This window comes from Streptomyces sp. NPDC001728, assembly GCF_040297565.1.
GTDB lineage: Bacteria > Actinomycetota > Actinomycetes > Streptomycetales > Streptomycetaceae > Streptomyces.
This window is the reverse complement of record NZ_JBEOZK010000010.1, coordinates 41,248-56,890: the sequence shown is the minus strand read 5'-3', so window position 1 is coordinate 56,890 and position 15,643 is coordinate 41,248. Positions and strand designations below refer to the sequence as shown.

The 15,643-nt window shown below is 72.2% G+C and carries 15 protein-coding genes and 1 tRNA gene; 10 read left to right on the top strand and 6 right to left on the bottom strand.

The genetic code is table 11. The features are described 5' to 3' along the window. Window positions 1-152: 152 nt before the first annotated feature. The gene (locus ABT154_RS17095; protein WP_351857635.1) at window positions 153-1,355 is read right to left on the bottom strand and encodes a right-handed parallel beta-helix repeat-containing protein; all 1,203 of its coding nucleotides are present in this window, start codon (window positions 1,353-1,355) and stop codon (window positions 153-155) included. Between the two features lie 198 nt (window positions 1,356-1,553). On the opposite strand from ABT154_RS17095, the gene ABT154_RS17090 reads away from it, so the two are divergent. The 6 genes from ABT154_RS17090 to ABT154_RS17065 all read left to right on the top strand — a co-directional run bounded on the left by ABT154_RS17090 (window position 1,554) and on the right by ABT154_RS17065 (window position 7,482). Beyond that, on the top strand, window positions 1,554-2,756 hold the full coding sequence (locus ABT154_RS17090) for a Dyp-type peroxidase (RefSeq protein WP_351857634.1): 1,203 nt from the start codon (window positions 1,554-1,556) through the stop codon (window positions 2,754-2,756). 578 nt (window positions 2,757-3,334) lie between these two features. Then, window positions 3,335-5,497 (top strand): sensor histidine kinase, encoded by a 2,163-nt coding sequence (locus ABT154_RS17085; RefSeq protein ID WP_351857633.1) that lies wholly within the window; start codon window positions 3,335-3,337, stop codon window positions 5,495-5,497. A gap of 6 nt (window positions 5,498-5,503) precedes the next feature. Further along, entirely contained in the window at window positions 5,504-5,938 is a 435-nt protein-coding gene (locus ABT154_RS17080) for a roadblock/LC7 domain-containing protein (protein WP_056562465.1), read from the top strand. Between the two features lie 2 nt (window positions 5,939-5,940). Next, a complete protein-coding gene (locus tag ABT154_RS17075; RefSeq protein WP_351857632.1) occupies window positions 5,941-6,312 on the top strand; it encodes a DUF742 domain-containing protein in 372 nt (123 codons plus the stop codon). Next, window positions 6,290-6,913 carry a GTP-binding protein gene (locus ABT154_RS17070; RefSeq protein WP_317876148.1) on the top strand — a complete coding sequence of 208 codons (624 nt, stop codon included), beginning with the start codon at window positions 6,290-6,292 and terminating at the stop codon, window positions 6,911-6,913. The genes ABT154_RS17075 and ABT154_RS17070 overlap by 23 nt, the downstream gene beginning before the upstream one ends. Beyond that, on the top strand, window positions 6,910-7,482 hold the full coding sequence (locus tag ABT154_RS17065; protein ID WP_317876149.1) for a GAF domain-containing protein: 573 nt from the start codon (window positions 6,910-6,912) through the stop codon (window positions 7,480-7,482). The genes ABT154_RS17070 and ABT154_RS17065 overlap by 4 nt, the downstream gene beginning before the upstream one ends. Before the next feature lie 167 nt (window positions 7,483-7,649). Here ABT154_RS17065 and ABT154_RS17060 read toward each other — a convergent pair whose 3' ends face one another. Continuing rightward, window positions 7,650-8,858 carry an acyl-CoA dehydrogenase family protein gene (locus tag ABT154_RS17060; protein WP_351857631.1) on the bottom strand — a complete coding sequence of 403 codons (1,209 nt, stop codon included), beginning with the start codon at window positions 8,856-8,858 and terminating at the stop codon, window positions 7,650-7,652. Window positions 8,859-9,370: 512 nt separating this feature from the next. Between ABT154_RS17060 and ABT154_RS17055 the strand changes: the two genes are divergently transcribed. Next, window positions 9,371-9,444, top strand: a tRNA-Pro gene (locus ABT154_RS17055). A 639-nt stretch (window positions 9,445-10,083) separates the two neighbouring features. Further along, window positions 10,084-11,076 carry an MBL fold metallo-hydrolase gene (locus ABT154_RS17050; protein ID WP_351857630.1) on the top strand — a complete coding sequence of 331 codons (993 nt, stop codon included), beginning with the start codon at window positions 10,084-10,086 and terminating at the stop codon, window positions 11,074-11,076. Here the strand turns inward: ABT154_RS17050 and ABT154_RS17045 are convergent. The 4 genes from ABT154_RS17045 to ABT154_RS17030 form a co-directional block, all read right to left on the bottom strand. Next, window positions 11,063-11,476, bottom strand: a complete 414-nt coding sequence (locus tag ABT154_RS17045) for a hypothetical protein (protein WP_351857629.1) — start codon at window positions 11,474-11,476, stop codon at window positions 11,063-11,065. The two genes, ABT154_RS17050 and ABT154_RS17045, sit on opposite strands and share 14 nt — an antisense overlap. 71 nt (window positions 11,477-11,547) lie before the next feature. Continuing rightward, window positions 11,548-13,017 (bottom strand): NAD(P)/FAD-dependent oxidoreductase, encoded by a 1,470-nt coding sequence (locus ABT154_RS17040; protein ID WP_351857628.1) that lies wholly within the window; start codon window positions 13,015-13,017, stop codon window positions 11,548-11,550. Between the two features lie 171 nt (window positions 13,018-13,188). Continuing rightward, window positions 13,189-13,542 carry a GNAT family N-acetyltransferase gene (locus tag ABT154_RS17035; protein ID WP_317876154.1) on the bottom strand — a complete coding sequence of 118 codons (354 nt, stop codon included), beginning with the start codon at window positions 13,540-13,542 and terminating at the stop codon, window positions 13,189-13,191. Between the two features lie 66 nt (window positions 13,543-13,608). Beyond that, window positions 13,609-14,532 (bottom strand): pirin family protein, encoded by a 924-nt coding sequence (locus ABT154_RS17030; protein ID WP_351857627.1) that lies wholly within the window; start codon window positions 14,530-14,532, stop codon window positions 13,609-13,611. Window positions 14,533-14,637: 105 nt separating this feature from the next. Between ABT154_RS17030 and ABT154_RS17025 the strand changes: the two genes are divergently transcribed. Both ABT154_RS17025 and ABT154_RS17020 read left to right on the top strand, forming a co-directional pair. Further along, entirely contained in the window at window positions 14,638-15,117 is a 480-nt protein-coding gene (locus tag ABT154_RS17025) for a carboxymuconolactone decarboxylase family protein (protein ID WP_351857626.1), read from the top strand. A gap of 178 nt (window positions 15,118-15,295) precedes the next feature. Then, window positions 15,296-15,589, top strand: coding sequence for a hypothetical protein (locus ABT154_RS17020; RefSeq protein ID WP_317876157.1), 294 nt, complete (start codon window positions 15,296-15,298; stop codon window positions 15,587-15,589). The last annotated feature ends 54 nt before the right edge of the window (window positions 15,590-15,643 follow it).

Here is a 15,643-nt window from a genome sequence, read left to right as displayed (position 1 = left end):
CCTCCGCCCTGGAACGAGGTGCCGCGGAACCGCCGGACCGGGCTCGGGGCGGTGGGGGCGGCCGGTCAAGCCCCGTCCCGGACCGCCGGGGGCCGGCCCGGGGCCCTGGGAGACGCCCGGTCGGACCCCGTCCCGGACCGCCCGGATCGTACTCAGCGGGCGCGCGGCACGGCGTTCGCGTTCTCCGGCAGCGGGTAGGCGGCCGGGTTGACGGCCCCGGGCAGACCGATCGCCGGACGGCCCGGAGCCCCTGGGTCCGACAGGGACGGCTGGGCGGGCGGGGCCGGTACCTCGTCGAACGGGATGCCGGGTGGTGCCTGTACCGGAGTCGTCCGGCCCCCGGGCGGCACCTCACCGCGGCGGGGGGTGCCGCAGCCCGCGAGACGCTCCAGGGCGGCGGGGCTCTGGCTGGCCGGCCGGTTGCCCGTGAAGCAGTTGCCGGGGTCGGCCGAGGCCAGGACGAGATCGGTGCCGTTGCCGGTGGCGCGGTTGTCCTCGACGCGGTTGCCGCTCGCCGGATGGCCCGGTGGATCGGTCACGACCACGCCGGCCGCCCGGTTGCCCCGGACCAGGTTGCGCTGGACGCTGTTCCCGGTGCCGCCGCCGATCCCGATGCCGATGCCGAAGCCACCGTCCGCCTGCTCGGGCGTGTCGGGCGCGTTGTTGTCGACGACCGCGTTGCCGGCGATCACAGCGCCGCGCTGCGGGGAGAGGGCTTCCAGGTCATTGGAGTTGACCGTGATGCCGACCCGGTTCCGGGCGACCCGGTTGCCGAGCACGAACAACCGGTCCGACGCGTTGGTCAGTTCGACGCCGACGGCGTTGCGCTCCACCGTGTTGTCCCGGACGACGGTGTCGCAGGGCTTGCACTGGCCGACGTAGATACCGGAGTCGGCGTGTCCGGAGGCGTACGAGCCCTCGATCACACCCTCGCGCGCGTCGAAGGCGTAGATGCCGTACAGGCCGTTGTTGTACGCCGTCACCCGGCTCGCGCGGAAGCCCCGGAGAGCGGGGAATCGCTTGGTGTCGAGCGGGTCGTAGGCGGAGCCTCCGGCGCCGCGCTGTTGCAGTCGTTCGTCGGTCACGCCGGTGAACAGCACGCCGTTGGCGAGATAGCCGCGCACGGTGAGGTTCTCGACCACCGATCCCGCACCGGTCACCGTGATGCCGTTGGCCAGTCGCACACCGCCGTCGAACACCACCTTGTCGCGGTCCGTTCCGCGCAGAACCACACGGGGCTTGGTGACGCGGACGCTCTCCCGGTACACGCCCGGGCCGATCAGCACCGTCTCGCCCTCGCGCGCGGCGTTCGCCGCCTCCTGCACGGTGGGGTAGTCCCGCGGGACGCGCAACACGCTCCCGGCGGGATGCCGCGCGTCGGAGGACGCCGTCTCCGGGCCGGAACAACCGGTGGCGGCCAACGCGGTCGCGACGACCAGTGCCGACAGCCGCCGAACAGTCCGCCACCCGCCCGATGGGCCGCCCGGACGTGCCAACGGACCTCGTGAACACAGGATTTGCATGGATGCTGTTTTATCGTCTCCAATAAGCGTATGCCCACCGATCAGGGAAAAGAGCAGGATTCAGCCAGGCCCTCGGCCCGGGTGGGGCGGCGCAGGGCGCTTCTGGCCGGCGGAGCGGTGCTCGCCGCCGGGATCGGCGCGGCGGGCGGTGAACTGGCGCGCGGCGACCGCGCGGACGGCCGATCCTCCGACGACGCCCCCGCGGGTCCGATCCCCTTCCACGGTCCCCGGCAGTCGGGCGTCACGACCCCCCAGCAACCGGCCACGCAGCTGCTCTCCCTGGACCTCCCGCGGACCTCCGCCACCGCCGACCGGAAGACCCTGCGCGACGTCCTCGGGGCGCTGACCGGTCCGCTCGCCGCCGCCGCGTCCGGTGCCCCGCCGGACCCCCGGCTCCAGGGCGGTGAAACGACCCGGCTCACCTCGCTGGTCGGCGTCGGACCCGCGCTCGCCGCCCGCCTCCGTCTCGGCGTCCCCGCTTCCCTCACCGAGCTGCCGTCCTTCCCCGACGACCGCCTCGACCCGCGCCGCAGCGACGGCGACCTCCTGGTCCAGCTGTGCGCGGTCGACCGCTGGACCCTCACCGTCGTCGCCGAGCTCGTCGCCGCCGCCGCGCACGGCGCCGGAGCCACGACGCGCTGGACCCAGTCCGGTTTCCTCCCCCACACGGCCCCCGGCACCACCCCCCGCAACCTCTTCGGCGCCAAGGACGGCACCGCCAATCCCGACCGGACGGCGGCCGAGCGGTGGGTCTGGGGTCCGCCCGGAGCCCACCGGAACGGCACGGTGCTGGTCTACCGGAGGATCCACATGGACGTGGCGGGCTTCGCGGCCCTCCCTGAGGCGCACCGCGACCGGGCGATGGGACGCCGCATGCGCGACGGAGCCCCCCTCAGCGGCTCGGCGGAGCACGACGAGCCGGACGTCTACGCCAAGAACCCGAACGGCTCCTACGTCATCCCCGCCACCGCCCATGTGCGTCTCGCCAGCCCGCGCCTCGACCGTGGCGCCCGCATGCTCCGGCGCAGCTACAGCTACGACGACGGCCCGGCCGACCGCGGACTCCTCTTCTGCGCGTTCATGCGCGACCCGGAGCAGTTCACCCGCGTCCAGAACCGCCTGTCCGCCCGCGACGCCCTCAACCCCTTCCTCGAACACCGGGCCTCGGCCGTGGCCTACGTCCTGCCCGGTGCCCCGCGCACCGCCACCCTCGGCGAACAGCTCTGGACCTAGCCGGCCGAGGCGGAGTGCCCGGAGGTCCGAGACCGCCGCGCGAGCCCTTCGTCACCGAAAGTGACGGTGCGCTCACCGGTGCCGGTGGCGTCGACGCGGAAGCGAACGCCGACGCGGGCGTCGGCCGGTCGCCCTGGGAGCCCGGAACCGGCGCGGGCCGGGGGGTGCCGGAGGCCGCGCGGACCCCCTGGCGCGCGGGCGGGCCGGTCGCGTCCGCACCCTTTCCGGGGGATTCCGGTCGGGGACGATTTCCGCAGAGGGCGGAGGTGCGAAGGCACCTCCGCCCTCTTCCGTTCCCGCCCGCTCCCGTCCCCGAAGGGGACTGCCGCGCCGCGTCGTCGAGTTTCGGCCGATGCTTCTCAGCCGGTCGTACGAGGGGTGATACCGGAGCGGGCAGGTCAACAGGTAAGTTTGCCAACTGCGCACCGCACATGAATGGTTGACGACTACAGTGTGTGGTCGGTGATCATCGGTAGGCTCATCGCACCACCGTCTCCACCCCCTCCGTCTCCACCCACCGAAGAAGTACGTAAGCGACCCCCGCAACGCCGATTCCTGGGCACGTACCAAGGACACTCATGTCTCAACTTCGCGCACCCGCCTCGCGGTCCGATCGACGCGAGGGCGGGCGGCACGGCCGGCCAGGCGCCCGCTCCGCCCCCGGCACCCCCAGCACCCCCCCGGCACAGCCCCCCGCGCCGCACACCACGGAAGCCCGCATACGCCCCCAACTCCTGCGCACCTCCGTGCTCCCCGCCGTCGCGGTGGCACTGGGCGGGGCGGCGGCCATCCTCTTCACGATCCGTTCCACCGGCGCCAGCCCCACCCCCGGCCTCTGGGCCGCGCTCACCGGAGCCGCCGCCCTCACGGTGGCCTCCGTGACCGCCGCTGCGCTCGGCGCGGACCGCGCCGCCAAGGCGGTGCTCGACCGCTGCAACGCCCTGCGCCGCTCCAGCGCGGTCGGACAGGGTGAACTGCGCACGGTCCTCGAGCAACTGCGCAAGGGGGAGGGCATCCCGCCCCGCCCCGCGCTGCCGACGAGCTCCGGCGGCGACGAGTTCGACCTGCTCTCCCAGGAACTGACGCGCTCTCACGAGGCCGCCGTGGCTGCCGTCGTGCAGGCGTCGAAGCTCTCCAGCAGCGTCGGAAACGAACAGAAGGTCGAGGTCTTCGTCAACCTCGCCCGGCGCCTGCAGTCCCTCGTCCACCGCGAGATCCAGCTCCTCGACGAGCTGGAGAACGAGGTCGAGGACCCCGACCTGCTCAAGGGCCTGTTCACCGTCGACCACCTGGCCACCCGCATCCGCCGTCACGCCGAGAACCTCGCCGTCCTCGGTGGCGCCATCTCCCGCCGCCAGTGGTCGAACCCGGTCACCATGACCGAGGTGCTGCGCTCCTCGATCGCCGAGGTCGAGCAGTACCCGCGTGTGAAGCTCGTACCGCCGATCGACGGTACGCTCCGGGGCCATGCCGTGGCCGACGTCATCCACCTCCTCGCCGAACTCGTCGAGAACGCCACGCTGTTCTCCGCGCCGCACACCACGGTGCTGCTCCGCGCGCAGTACGTCACGGCCGGACTCGCGATCGAGGTCGAGGACCGCGGTCTCGGCATGCCCGTCACCGAGCAGAACAAGATGAACGCCCTGCTCGCCGACCCCGACCAGGTCAACGTCGCGCACCTGCTCCAGGACGGCCGCATCGGACTCTTCGTCGTCTCGGCGCTGGCCCGCAGGCACGGCATCAACGTACGCCTCCAGTCCAACATCTACGGCGGGGTCCAGGCCGTCCTGGTCCTCCCGCAGGGCCTCCTCGGCGCCGACCCGGAGGGGCTGGCGCAGCACGAGCGCCAGGCCGCCGCGACCGCCGGTTCCTCCGCGGTCCCGCCGAACCAGGTGCAGATGCAGCCTCCGACACCCTCGCAGCCCGCTCCCGCCACGCCCGTGACGGCCTCGGCACACCCCCAGGTGCCCGCGCCCCTGGTCATGGGCCCCACGGCCGGCACGGTACCCGTACCGCCGTCCACGCCCTCCCCGGAGCGGGCCGCCGCCCGCCACGAGGAGACCCCCGCCCCGCTCGCCTACCCGGGTACGGGTGCGGGGAACGGTGCGCAGCCGGGCGCGTACGGCGACCCGACCCGCACCACCGGCGGCTACGGGGACCCCGAGCGCACCTCCGTCGCGAGCGGGTACGGCGAGGTGGACCGTACGTCCGCCACGGGCGGTTACGGGGACATGGACCGTACGTCCGTTCCGAGCGGCTACGGGGACCAGGACCGCACCACCGCTCCGAGCGGCTACGGGGAGCACGGCCACACCCCCTCGGCCCACGGCTACGGCGAGTCCGGCCGCACCCTCGCGACCGACGACTACGGCCACGCGCCCGCGACCGACGGGTACCGGGAGTCCGGCCACGCGCCGGCGACCGACGGTTACGGCGATTCCGGCCACGCGCCCGCCGTACCGGCACAGCCCGCCGGCGCCGACCGCTCGGGTCCGCCCGCCTCGCTCCTCTCGCCGCTGCCCCCGGCGCCCGAGTCCAACGGCCGCCCCCTGCTCCCCAAGCGGCGCGCCCAGGAGCACATCGTCCCGCAGCTGCGCGACGAACCCGTGGCCCGCAAGCCCGAGGAGCACGCCCTGCACGACCCCGGCTTGATGGCCGCGTTCCAACGCGGCATCGGTCTCGCCGAGTCCCAGCCCGCCCCCCATGAATCGCTGCGTCCAGGCGACGCGCACAAGGAGTAGATCACCATGGCGAGCAATGTGCCGACCGGCCATTCCTCGGATCTCGACTGGCTGTTGAGCGGCCTGGTCCAGCGGGTCCCCTACACCCGCAACGCGGTGCTGCTCTCCTCCGACGGCCTCGTGAAGTCCGTGCACGGTCTCGACCCCGACGCCGCCGACCACATGGCGGCGCTCGCCTCCGGGCTGTACTCGCTCGGGCGCAGCGCGGGCGCCCGGTTCGGTGACGGCGGCGAGGTGCGGCAGGTGGTCGTGGAGCTGGACTCCACCCTCCTGTTCGTCTCCACGGCGGGCTCCGGCACCTGCCTCGCGGTCCTCGCGGGGCGCGAGGCGGACGCGGCCGTCCTCGGATACGAGATGGCGATGCTCGTCAAGAGCGTCCGGCCGTATCTGGTCACCCCGGCGCGGCAGGCGGCCGGCGCGGTCGGTGGCCGCGGCCGGTGAAGGTGACGTCCCCTCAGGATGGGCCCTGGCTCGACGACGCGGCCGGCCGGCTGATCCGCCCGTACACGGTCAGTGGTGGCCGTACCCAGCCCACCACCGCCCTGGACCTGCTGTCCATGGTGATGGCGACCGGCTCGTCACCCCAGGCCCACATGGGTCCCGAGCACAGCCTGGCCCTCGGGCTGTGCGGCGGGCCCACCTCGGTGGCGGAGATCGCGGCGCACTTACGGCTTCCGGCCGTGGTCACCAAGGTCCTGCTCTCCGACCTCGTGGACTGCGGGGCGATCACCGCCCGCGCCCCCCGATTCCACGCCAACCCAACCGACCGTTCCTTGCTGGAGGCAGTGCTCGATGGCCTACGACAACGGCTCTGAGCGCCACGACAGTGCCACGACCGACGCCTTCCCCACCGCGCTCAAGATCCTGGTGGCGGGCGGATTCGGCGTGGGCAAGACGACCCTCGTGGGCGCGGTCAGCGAAATCGAACCGCTGAGCACCGAGGAGCTGCTGACCTCGGTCAGCGCCGCCACCGACAGCCTGGAGGGCGTGGAGTCCAAGACCACGACGACCGTGGCGATGGACTTCGGCCGCATCACGCTCGACGACCGCCACGTCCTCTACCTCTTCGGCACCCCGGGCCAGGAGCGCTTCTGGTTCATGTGGGACGAACTCTCCGAGGGAGCGCTCGGAGCGGTCGTCCTCGCCGACACCCGCAGGCTCCAGGAGTGCTTCTCCGCCGTGGACTTCTTCGAGCGGCGGGGCATCCAGTTCGTCGTCGCGGTCAACGAGTTCGACGGCTCCTACCGCTACGAACCGGACGAGATCCGGTCCGCCCTCGACCTCAAGCCGGAGGTGCCGGTCGTCCTCTGCGACGCCCGGATCTCCAGCTCCGGCATCCGCACCCTGCTGACCCTCGTCCAGCATCTGCTCACCACCCTCCCGGCCGCCGCGCCGAGCTACGGAGCCACGCCATGACGTACGACCCGACCGGTCACCTCCTGCTGACGCCCGTCGACAAGGACGCGCCCGCCCGTGTGCAGCGGCTGCGCGAACTCGGTCTCGGTGAGCGGCCGGAACCGGCGTTCGACGAGTTCGCCCACCGCCTCGCCGAGGTCACCGGTGCCCCGTTCTCGATGGTCAACTTCATCGACGAGAACCGGCAGTTCTTCGCCGGCCTGCACACCCCGGAGGGCACCCACTCCGGCAGCGACCTCGGTGCCGCCGCGGCCGGCGCCGGTGGTGTCGGCCGGTTCATGGCCCGTGACCACGGCTACTGCCCGCACGTGGTCGTGCGGCGGAAGGCACTGGTCCTTGAGGACGTCTGCGACTACCCGCGCTTCGCGGGGAACCCGGTCGTGGACGAGATCGGCATCCGCTCGTACATGGGGGCGCCGCTGATAGACCGTACGGGCGTCGCGCTCGGCACCATCTGCGTGGTCGACACGGACGTACGGCCGTGGGGGCGCGCCGGACTGGAGACGATCAAGACCATGGCGGCGGAGCTGATGGAGCAGATCAACCGCCGCGAGGACGGTATGTTCTGACCGTCGGCGTCCGGGACACGTTTGGGACGCGGGGAGCCCCGGTACGGCATCGGCCGTATCGGGGCTCCCGGCATGTCGAGGCGCGACGCGCGGGGGTCGGGCGCGGACGGGTGCCGGGTCCGGGGCGCGGTGGGGTGTGAACGGGTACGGGGTCCGGGGTGCGGAGGTCAGGCGTGGACGGGCTCCGGGGCCGGGGTGCGGACCAGCTCGGACAGCCGCTCCGACCAGCTTCCCTTGTCCTGGCCGAGGGCGACCTCGGCCAGCCGCAGCAGCTGGATGTCGGAGGTGCCGGCCGGGGCGAAGATGTGGTGGGCGTCCCGGAGGTAGCGCTCGATGGCGCGGTCGGTGAAGAGGCCGGCGGCGGCGTGGATCTCCATGGCGTTGCGCCCGGAGTCGATCGCCGACTCGACGTTGACGAGCTTGGCGTTCATCAGCTCGGCGTCGCAGGAGAGTCCCTGGTCGAGCAGGTGCACGGCATGGTACGCGGAGAGCCGGGCGGTCATGAGGCGGGACTGCATCTGACCCAGCTTCAGCTTGACCGTGGGGAGGTCGTGGAGCGGCTTGCCGTAGCGGATGCGCTCGGAGGCGAAGCGGGTGGTCTCGTCCAGGATCGCCTGGTGGATGCCGAGCGAGACGGCGGTGAGGTTGGCCCGTCCGTACAGGACGCTGGAGGAGTACGCGACGGAGAGGCCGTCGCCCTCGTCGCCCAGGCGGTTGGCGGCCGGGATCCGGCAGTTCTCGAAGATCAGCTCGCCGAAGCTGAAGCCGTGGAGACCCATGGCCTCCTGCTGCGGACCGGTCCTGAAGCCGGGGCGATCGGATTCGACCAGGAAGGCGGTGAGTCCCTTCGAACCGGGGCCGGTTCTGACCACGACGCCGTGGAGATCGCCGACGTGGCTGTTGCCGACGAAGACCTTGCTGCCGTTGAGGATGTAGTCGTCGCCGTCCCGCACCGCGCTGGCGGTCATGCCGAGGACGTGGCCCCCGGACTCGGGCTCGGTGACCGCGATGGTCGGCAGGCACTCGCCGGCGGCGATGGCCGGGAGCCAGGTCTTGCGCTGCTCGTCGCTGCCGAAGTGGACGATCTTGGCGGTGCCCAGCTGGGAGGCCTGGACCATGGCGCCCATGGCGCCGCTGACCCGGGACAGCTCCTCGATGATGATCGTCTTGGCCAGATGCCCGGCGCCCATGCCGCCGTACTCCTGGTTGATGGTCGCGCCCAGCCAGCCCTGTTCGGCGATCAGCCGGGACAGCTCGTGGTGGACCGTCCGGGACGCCTCCATCTCGGCTATTCGCGGACGGACCTCCCGCTCCGCGAAGTCGCGGACCGTCTCCCTGAGCTGATGATGCAGTCGACTGCTGAAGTAGCCGTCCATCCGAGTTCCTCCCCTGCGAAACGCCTGGTCGGTCGTCCGGCCAGGTGGTGCATCGGCAGTGGTCCCGTCCCGAACAGGCCGACACTTCATGGTGTTGATCTTTCCAGGAGGGAGCAATATCGCCACGAGATTTGTCCGAAACCCGAACGGTTGACGATCGGATGCGACTGTGATTCCGGCGGTCCCGCCCTGCTGGGGTCGATGAGCACGGGATTCCGCTTAAGCGTTTTTCTGCCACATGCCAACGGCAAAGGACTCTCCGGCATATGCCCATGAAACCTCCTGTTCGCCACACGGGCCCCTTCCGTACCCAAGACGGTTCATCCCGGAAGTCCCCCGGTCGCCGCTCCACCCGATGCGCCGCGCCTCGGAAGCGCTACGGAGAGTGACGCACACCCCTGCGCATGTCCTGCCGTCCGAGGCGCCCGGAAAGGGGTTCGTGACCACCGGGGAAAGTGCGGTATTGTTCTCATGCGCGTTCAGCCAGGGGAAACCCCAGGTCAGACGGGCACCGGGACGTGGCGCAGCTTGGTAGCGCACTTGACTGGGGGTCAAGGGGTCGCAGGTTCAAATCCTGTCGTCCCGACTTGAGAGAGTCGGAATTCGAGGGGCCGTTTCAGAGCGATCTGAAACGGCCCCTCGTTCGTCTCCTGGGGCCGGGCTCCGCCCCTTCGTGAGGTGGGCCGTCCTTCCGGAAGTGTGGGTTCCTGGTCCTCCATGAAGGGGTGGTGAAGGCGACGGCTCTGCTGGACGGCACCGGCCGCAGAGCGACAGGGAGTTCGCCGCCCCGGCGGACCGCCCGACCCGGCCGGGGACGCCGGGCCGGCGTTCGGCGGTGGATCGCGAATCCGTGGGGTCGGCGCTCACTGTGTGTGTCGGTGGCACCCCGTACGGCTCTCCCCGGCGAAGTGTCGGAACGCCCTCGACGGGCCGCGCCGCGACGAGGCCCTGGGGGCGGAGGTCCGGCGGCAGGCGGTCGCCGAGGCCCGGCGGGAGCCCCGGGGTGGTGAGGGGAGGCGGCGGCTCCTCGTCGTCCGGTCGGCGATACCCGGTCCGTACCGGAACCACTACCGGATTCTGCGCCAGTTGCGGGCCGAACAGGCCGACCTGGAGCCGGAGTCCTCGCGGCGCTCGCCGCCCTCGACCGGATGGGTCCCAGCTACGGTCGCTCTGGCCGTCCTCCGCCCCTCGGTGCGAGGATGCTCCTCGTGATCAGGAGCCCCCGATGAACCCCCGCCCCGCACCGCCGTCCTGGCTGACCTGGTGGGAGCGGCCCTTCCCGAACGCCAACACGATCCTGCTGCACGGGCGTCGACCCGCCCTGATCGACAGCGGGTTCGTCGGTCACGCCGAGGAGACCGCCGCCTGGGTCCGTGGGCGGGCCGGCCGGGTCGACCTGGTCGTGAACACCCACTGGCACTCCGACCACGTCGGCGGCAACGCCCTCCTCCAGGCCGGCGGAGCCGCCATCGCAGCCGGCGCCCCCGAGGCGGAGGCCATCACCCGCCGGGACGCGGGCTGTTGCTCCGCCGAGTACCTGGACCAGCCCGTACCCCCGTACACCGTCGACGTGGCCCTCGACGACGGCCAGGTCCTCCGGCTCGGCGACACGGACTGGGAGGTCGTCCGCACGCCGGGGCACACCCCGGGCCATCTCGCCCTGTGGCAGCCCGAGGAGCGGCTCCTCGTGGTCGGGGACGCGCTCTCGGACCACGACGTCGGCTGGGTCAACCTCGCCCTCGACGGGCCCGACGTGGCCACCACCGCACTCGCCTCGCTCCAGCGGCTCGCCGACCTCGCACCCCGTGTGGTCCTGCCGTCCCACGGCCCGGTCCCCGCCGACCCGGCCAGGGCCCTCGCGGCGGCGCTGCGACGGGGACGGCGTCTCGTCGACGACCCCGAAGGAGCGGTCCGGTACGGGGCCCGGCGTATCTTCGCGTTCGCCCTGATGATCCGCGGCGGCATCCCGGCCGACGAGGTGGAGCCGTATCTGCACGCCCGCGCCTGGCTGACCGACGCCGCGCGTCTCCTCGGCGTCGGCCCCGAGGCGCTCGCCGCCGACCTGGTCACGAGCATGCTCGCCAGCGGCGCGACCGTCCTGCGCGACGGCCGGTTCCATGCCGCCGCCGACCACAGCCCGGTCCCGCCCGAGACGCTGCGCGTGCCGTACCCCGGCGGCTGGCCGCCGCCCGAGCCGTACGGGGTCAGGACTCGGTGAAGACGTCCTCGGGGGCCTCGTCGAGCACGAATCCGTTGTCGAAGCGGACGCGGACGGTCACCCGGGTCCGATCCCGCCGGTAGGCGGTCCATTCGGGCTCCAGGGCGCCGACCCGCTCCTCCAGTTGGTTCCGGCTCCCCGGCGGCATCTGGTGCCCGAAGTCGTCCAGGAGGGACTTGAGCCGTTCGTACTCGCGGGCGCCGTCGCTCTGCCGCTTCTCGTGGGTGTCCACGCGCTCGACGGTGCCTTCGAGGCCCGCCGCCAGCGCCAGGAATCCGGCGAAGGTGGCCTCTCCCGGACCCGCCTCCGCCTCAGTGGCGGACCCTTCGGCCCGTGTGACCGCACCGGACAGCCCGAGGTCCGTCGCCAGCCTCACCCGCCGGCCCTCTTCGAGTGTCATCGATCCCTTGTCCGTCTCTCCCGGTCGGCCGGGCCGCGACCCCATGTGTCCGGGGAGCCCGAGGGGTCCCATTATCCCGGTCCCTGCCTCTTCGCTCCGGAGTCCGGTGCCCGATGGCCCAGAGCGGTTGCCAGCACCTTCGCCACGACCACCGGATGGAACAGGAGGGCGGGGGAGGACGTCATGTTGACCACCCGTACGAAACGCGACCAGACCGCCGCGTCCCGCACCGCCACCCGGAACAACCGCGTGTTGTACCAGTGGGCGAACCGGGCGCCGGCCGGCTGCCGTCGGGGGTTCCACATCAGGTCCGAGTTGGTGGACAGCGTCCACGGGGTGAGGACGAGACGGCCGACGCGCCGCTGGAAGTCCCGTGCGACACCGTCGAGCGCCCGGCCCGCCGCGCGCTGCCGGGTGAGCGTCCCCCGCAGCATCTCGGCCTCCATCGCGGCGACGGTGAGCCCCTGCCCGTACACGGGGTTGAAGACGCAGACGGCGTCGCCGACCGCCATCAGCCGGTCCGGCCAGTCCTTGACGAGGTGGTAGGGCCGCCACCGGTTGTCGACGTTGGTGTACCGGTACGTCGGCCCCTGGGCGGACCGCCGGGTCAACTGCTCCGCCAGGTGCGGGTTGTCCAGGGCGTGGGCGAACTCCAGGTAGCCGGCGTCGTCCGTCGGCGGCTGCTGCTCGAACCCGAACAGCGAGCAGGTCCACCGGCCGCCCTCCACGGCCAGCATCACCCCCGCACGGGCCACGCGTGGCGCGAACAGCATCTGGTAGGCGATGAAGAAGTCCGGGTGCCCCTCCTCCGGCCGGTCGAAGTTCATCGAGGTGTACGTGACCCTCGCCCGTACCGTCCGCCGCTCGGGCACCGCGATCCCGAACCCGCGCAGCCACTCCTCCAGGGAGCTGGAACGTCCCGAGGCGTCGACGACCAGATCGGCCGCGAGGGTGGAGGTGGGGGTGGAGACAGGGGGAGGGGTGGGGCGGGAGGAGTGGTCAGGGGCGGGGCCAGGAGTGGTGTCGGGGGTGGGGTCAGGGGTGTGGTCCAGGGCGGTGTCCGGGCCTCGGTACGTCACTCCACTGACCCGGCCGCTTCCGTCGCGCAGCAGGCCCGTGCACGAGGTGCCCGCCATCAGCCTCACCTGCGGCAGGCCGAGGACCCTGCGCCGCAGCCGCCGTTCCAGTTCGTCGCGGGTGAACGTCTGGATCTCCACGCCCGTGCGGGTGCGCGGCGCCGTGCCGGCGGGCAGCAGGAAGTCGATCCCCTCCCCGTAGTCGAAGACCGGCGCGCCCGCCGAGCGCAGTTCCTCGCGCAGCCCGGGGAAGAGCTTCTCCAGTACCTCCCCGCCCTTCGCCAGCATCGCGTGCGCGTGGAAGCCCTGCGGCGCGCCCGGGTGGCTGCCGGTGTCGGCGTCCACGGTGTCGCGCTCCAGGACGAGCACCTTGTCGAAGAAGTCGGCCAGGACGCGCGCGGTCACGAGCCCCGCGTAACTCCCGCCGATGACCACGGCCGTGCCCCAGGGCAGTTGCTTCGTCATGCTGCCCAGCATGGGCGGGCGGGACGCACCCCTCTACGGCACGACCCAGCGCGCCCACCAGCGCGAAGGATCACGGCGGGCGCACTACCCCGGCGTACGACTCCGCCGGGACAGGACGGACGGGACCGGCCCGGATCCCCGGGCCGGTCGGGGTTCCCGAGGAGGCTGGGGTCAGCGGGCCAGGCGGGCTTCCAGCCACTGGAGGATCTCGGGGGTCACCGGGTCCGTGATGTCCGCGAACTCCTCGTGCTTCTTCAGGAACTTCGCCACGTAGGGGCAGACGGGAACGATCCGCATCCCGGAGGCGCGTACGTCCGTGAGGGCCTGTTCGACGAGGATCGAGGCGAGGCCCTGGCCCGCGTACGCGTCGTCGATCTCGGTGTGGAAGAAGACGCGCCGGTCGTCGCGGTCGCGGTACGCCGTGAGGCCGGCGCGCTGCTCCTCGACCAGGATCTCGTAGCGGTGCCGGGGCTCGACGTGCCGGACGACGGGGGTGTTCCTGGGGGTGGTCTCCTGCTCGCTCATGGCGGGCCTTTCGTTGATTCGTCGAGGTGGGGGAGAGGGGTGGGGGAGAGAGAGGGGGGCTACGGGTCAGCCGCGAGGCGGGTTGCCCCGCGGTGTGAGGGCCGCGTTCGGGAGGATCGGGGCGGGGAGGCGGTCGCCGGGATAGCCGTCGACGTGGCCGAAGCGTTCGGAGGCCTGCTCCCACGCGTCCCTGGCCTCGACGATGTCCTGGTGGCTGCGGCCGATGAAGTTCCACCACATGACGATCCGCTCGTCGAAGGGCGTGCCGCCGAGCAGGACGGCCCGCGCCCGGCGGTCGGACTCGTTGGTGAGGGTCAGGGTCTCGTGTCCGGTGCCGACGTAGCCCAGTTCGGCGGGACGTACCCGTGCGCCGTCGACGAGGACGGTTCCCTCGTCGACCAGCAGGCCGTGCTCGAAGGCCGCGTCGACGGTGAGGGTGAGGGTGGCGCCCGCGTCGAGGAGCAGTTCGGCGCCGAGGAGCGGGGTGAACGTGGGCACCGGGGAGGTGTCGCCGGCCAGCGTGCCGAGGAACACCCGGAGTTCGGCGCCGTGGAGACGCACCGGCTCAGGGGCGTGGTGCCGGAAGTCGCGTTCGGTGTGGCGGTGTTCCTCCGGCAGCGCGACCCAGAGCTGCACCCCGTGCAGGACGGTGGTGCCGGGGGTGGAGACCTCGGTGTGGCTGATGCCGTGGCCGCCGGTCATGAGGTTCAGCTCGCCGGGCCGTACGATCGCGTGACTGCCCAGGCTGTCGCGGTGCTCGATCTCGCCGCTGAACAGCCAGCTGACCGTCTGCAGACCGGTGTGCGGGTGGGGAGCGACGTCCATGCCGCCGGACTCCGCGACCTCGTCGGGGCCGTAGTGGTCGGCGAAGCACCAGGCGCCGATCAGCGTGCGTGACCGCTGGGGCAGGGTGCGTCGTACGGTCATGGCGCGCGGTCCGCCCAGCGGTACGTCCCGGGCGGTGAGGATCTCGACCTCGGTGTCGTGCATGCCCGACCCCTCTCGCACAAGGCGATGTAGTTTCGTTTTCAACAATTATGGGTGATCATAGCCCCAGAACCCGTGACGCGCACGGGATCGCCGAAGGAGCGCATCGTGAGTGACGTGACACAGGCCCGTGGCGGCCGGCGGATCTACCTCGACAAGCAGAGTCCGGCGGCCTACCAGGCCCTCGTCAGGACGGCCGACGCCGTCCGCGCGACGGCCGCGGAGGCCGGTCTCGACCGCGTCCTCGTGGAACTCGTCAACCTGCGGGTGTCACAGATCAACGGCTGCGCCTCCTGCCTCGACGTCCACACCAGGGCCGCGCTCCGCGCGGGCGAGGCGACGCGCCGCCTCGGCGTGCTGCCCGCCTGGCGGGACACCGAGCTGTTCACGCCCCGGGAGCGCGCGGCGCTCGCCCTGGCGGAGGCCACCACCCACCCCGCCGACGCCCGCGCGCAGGAGCGGGCCTACGACGACGCCCGCGAGGTGCTGGACGAGGACGAGCTGTCCGCGGTGATCTGGGTCGCGATCACCATCAACGCGTTCAACCGCGTCTCGATCCTGAGCAAGCACCCCGTACGGGAGGCGTGACATTCCGTACGGGAGGAGACCGTAGGGGATGGGGGGCGGCCCGTAGGGGATCCGGGGCCGCCCGTAGGGGAGGTCTCGCGGCCCGTACGGGAGCTGTGGCGGCCGTGTCAGGGATGCGTCGGGCGGCCCGTACGGGTGGGGAGCCGTGTCCGTCGGCCGGGCGGGCCGTTGTGAGGGTGTGACTTCAACCCGACGCATCACCTCCGTACTGGCCGTGGCCGCCGCCTTCTCCTGCCTCGGCGCCTCCGCGGCCCAGGCCGTCGCCACCACCAGCCCGCTCGGCCCGCCGATCAACCCGATCAGCGAGCTCGACGCCATCTCCACCACCGGGATTCCCGCCGAGTCCCGCGAGCAGTTTCCCGGGATCGCCGGTCAGCTGGGCGGGCTCAACCGCGTGAACGACCTCAACCAGCTCCGCCAGCTCACCGACCTGGCCGCGCCGGTCGCCGGGGTGCTCCCCGAGATCTCCTGATCGGTACGGGGCGGCCCCGGGCGGTACAGAGCAGCCGGTGCAGCACGAGCAGCC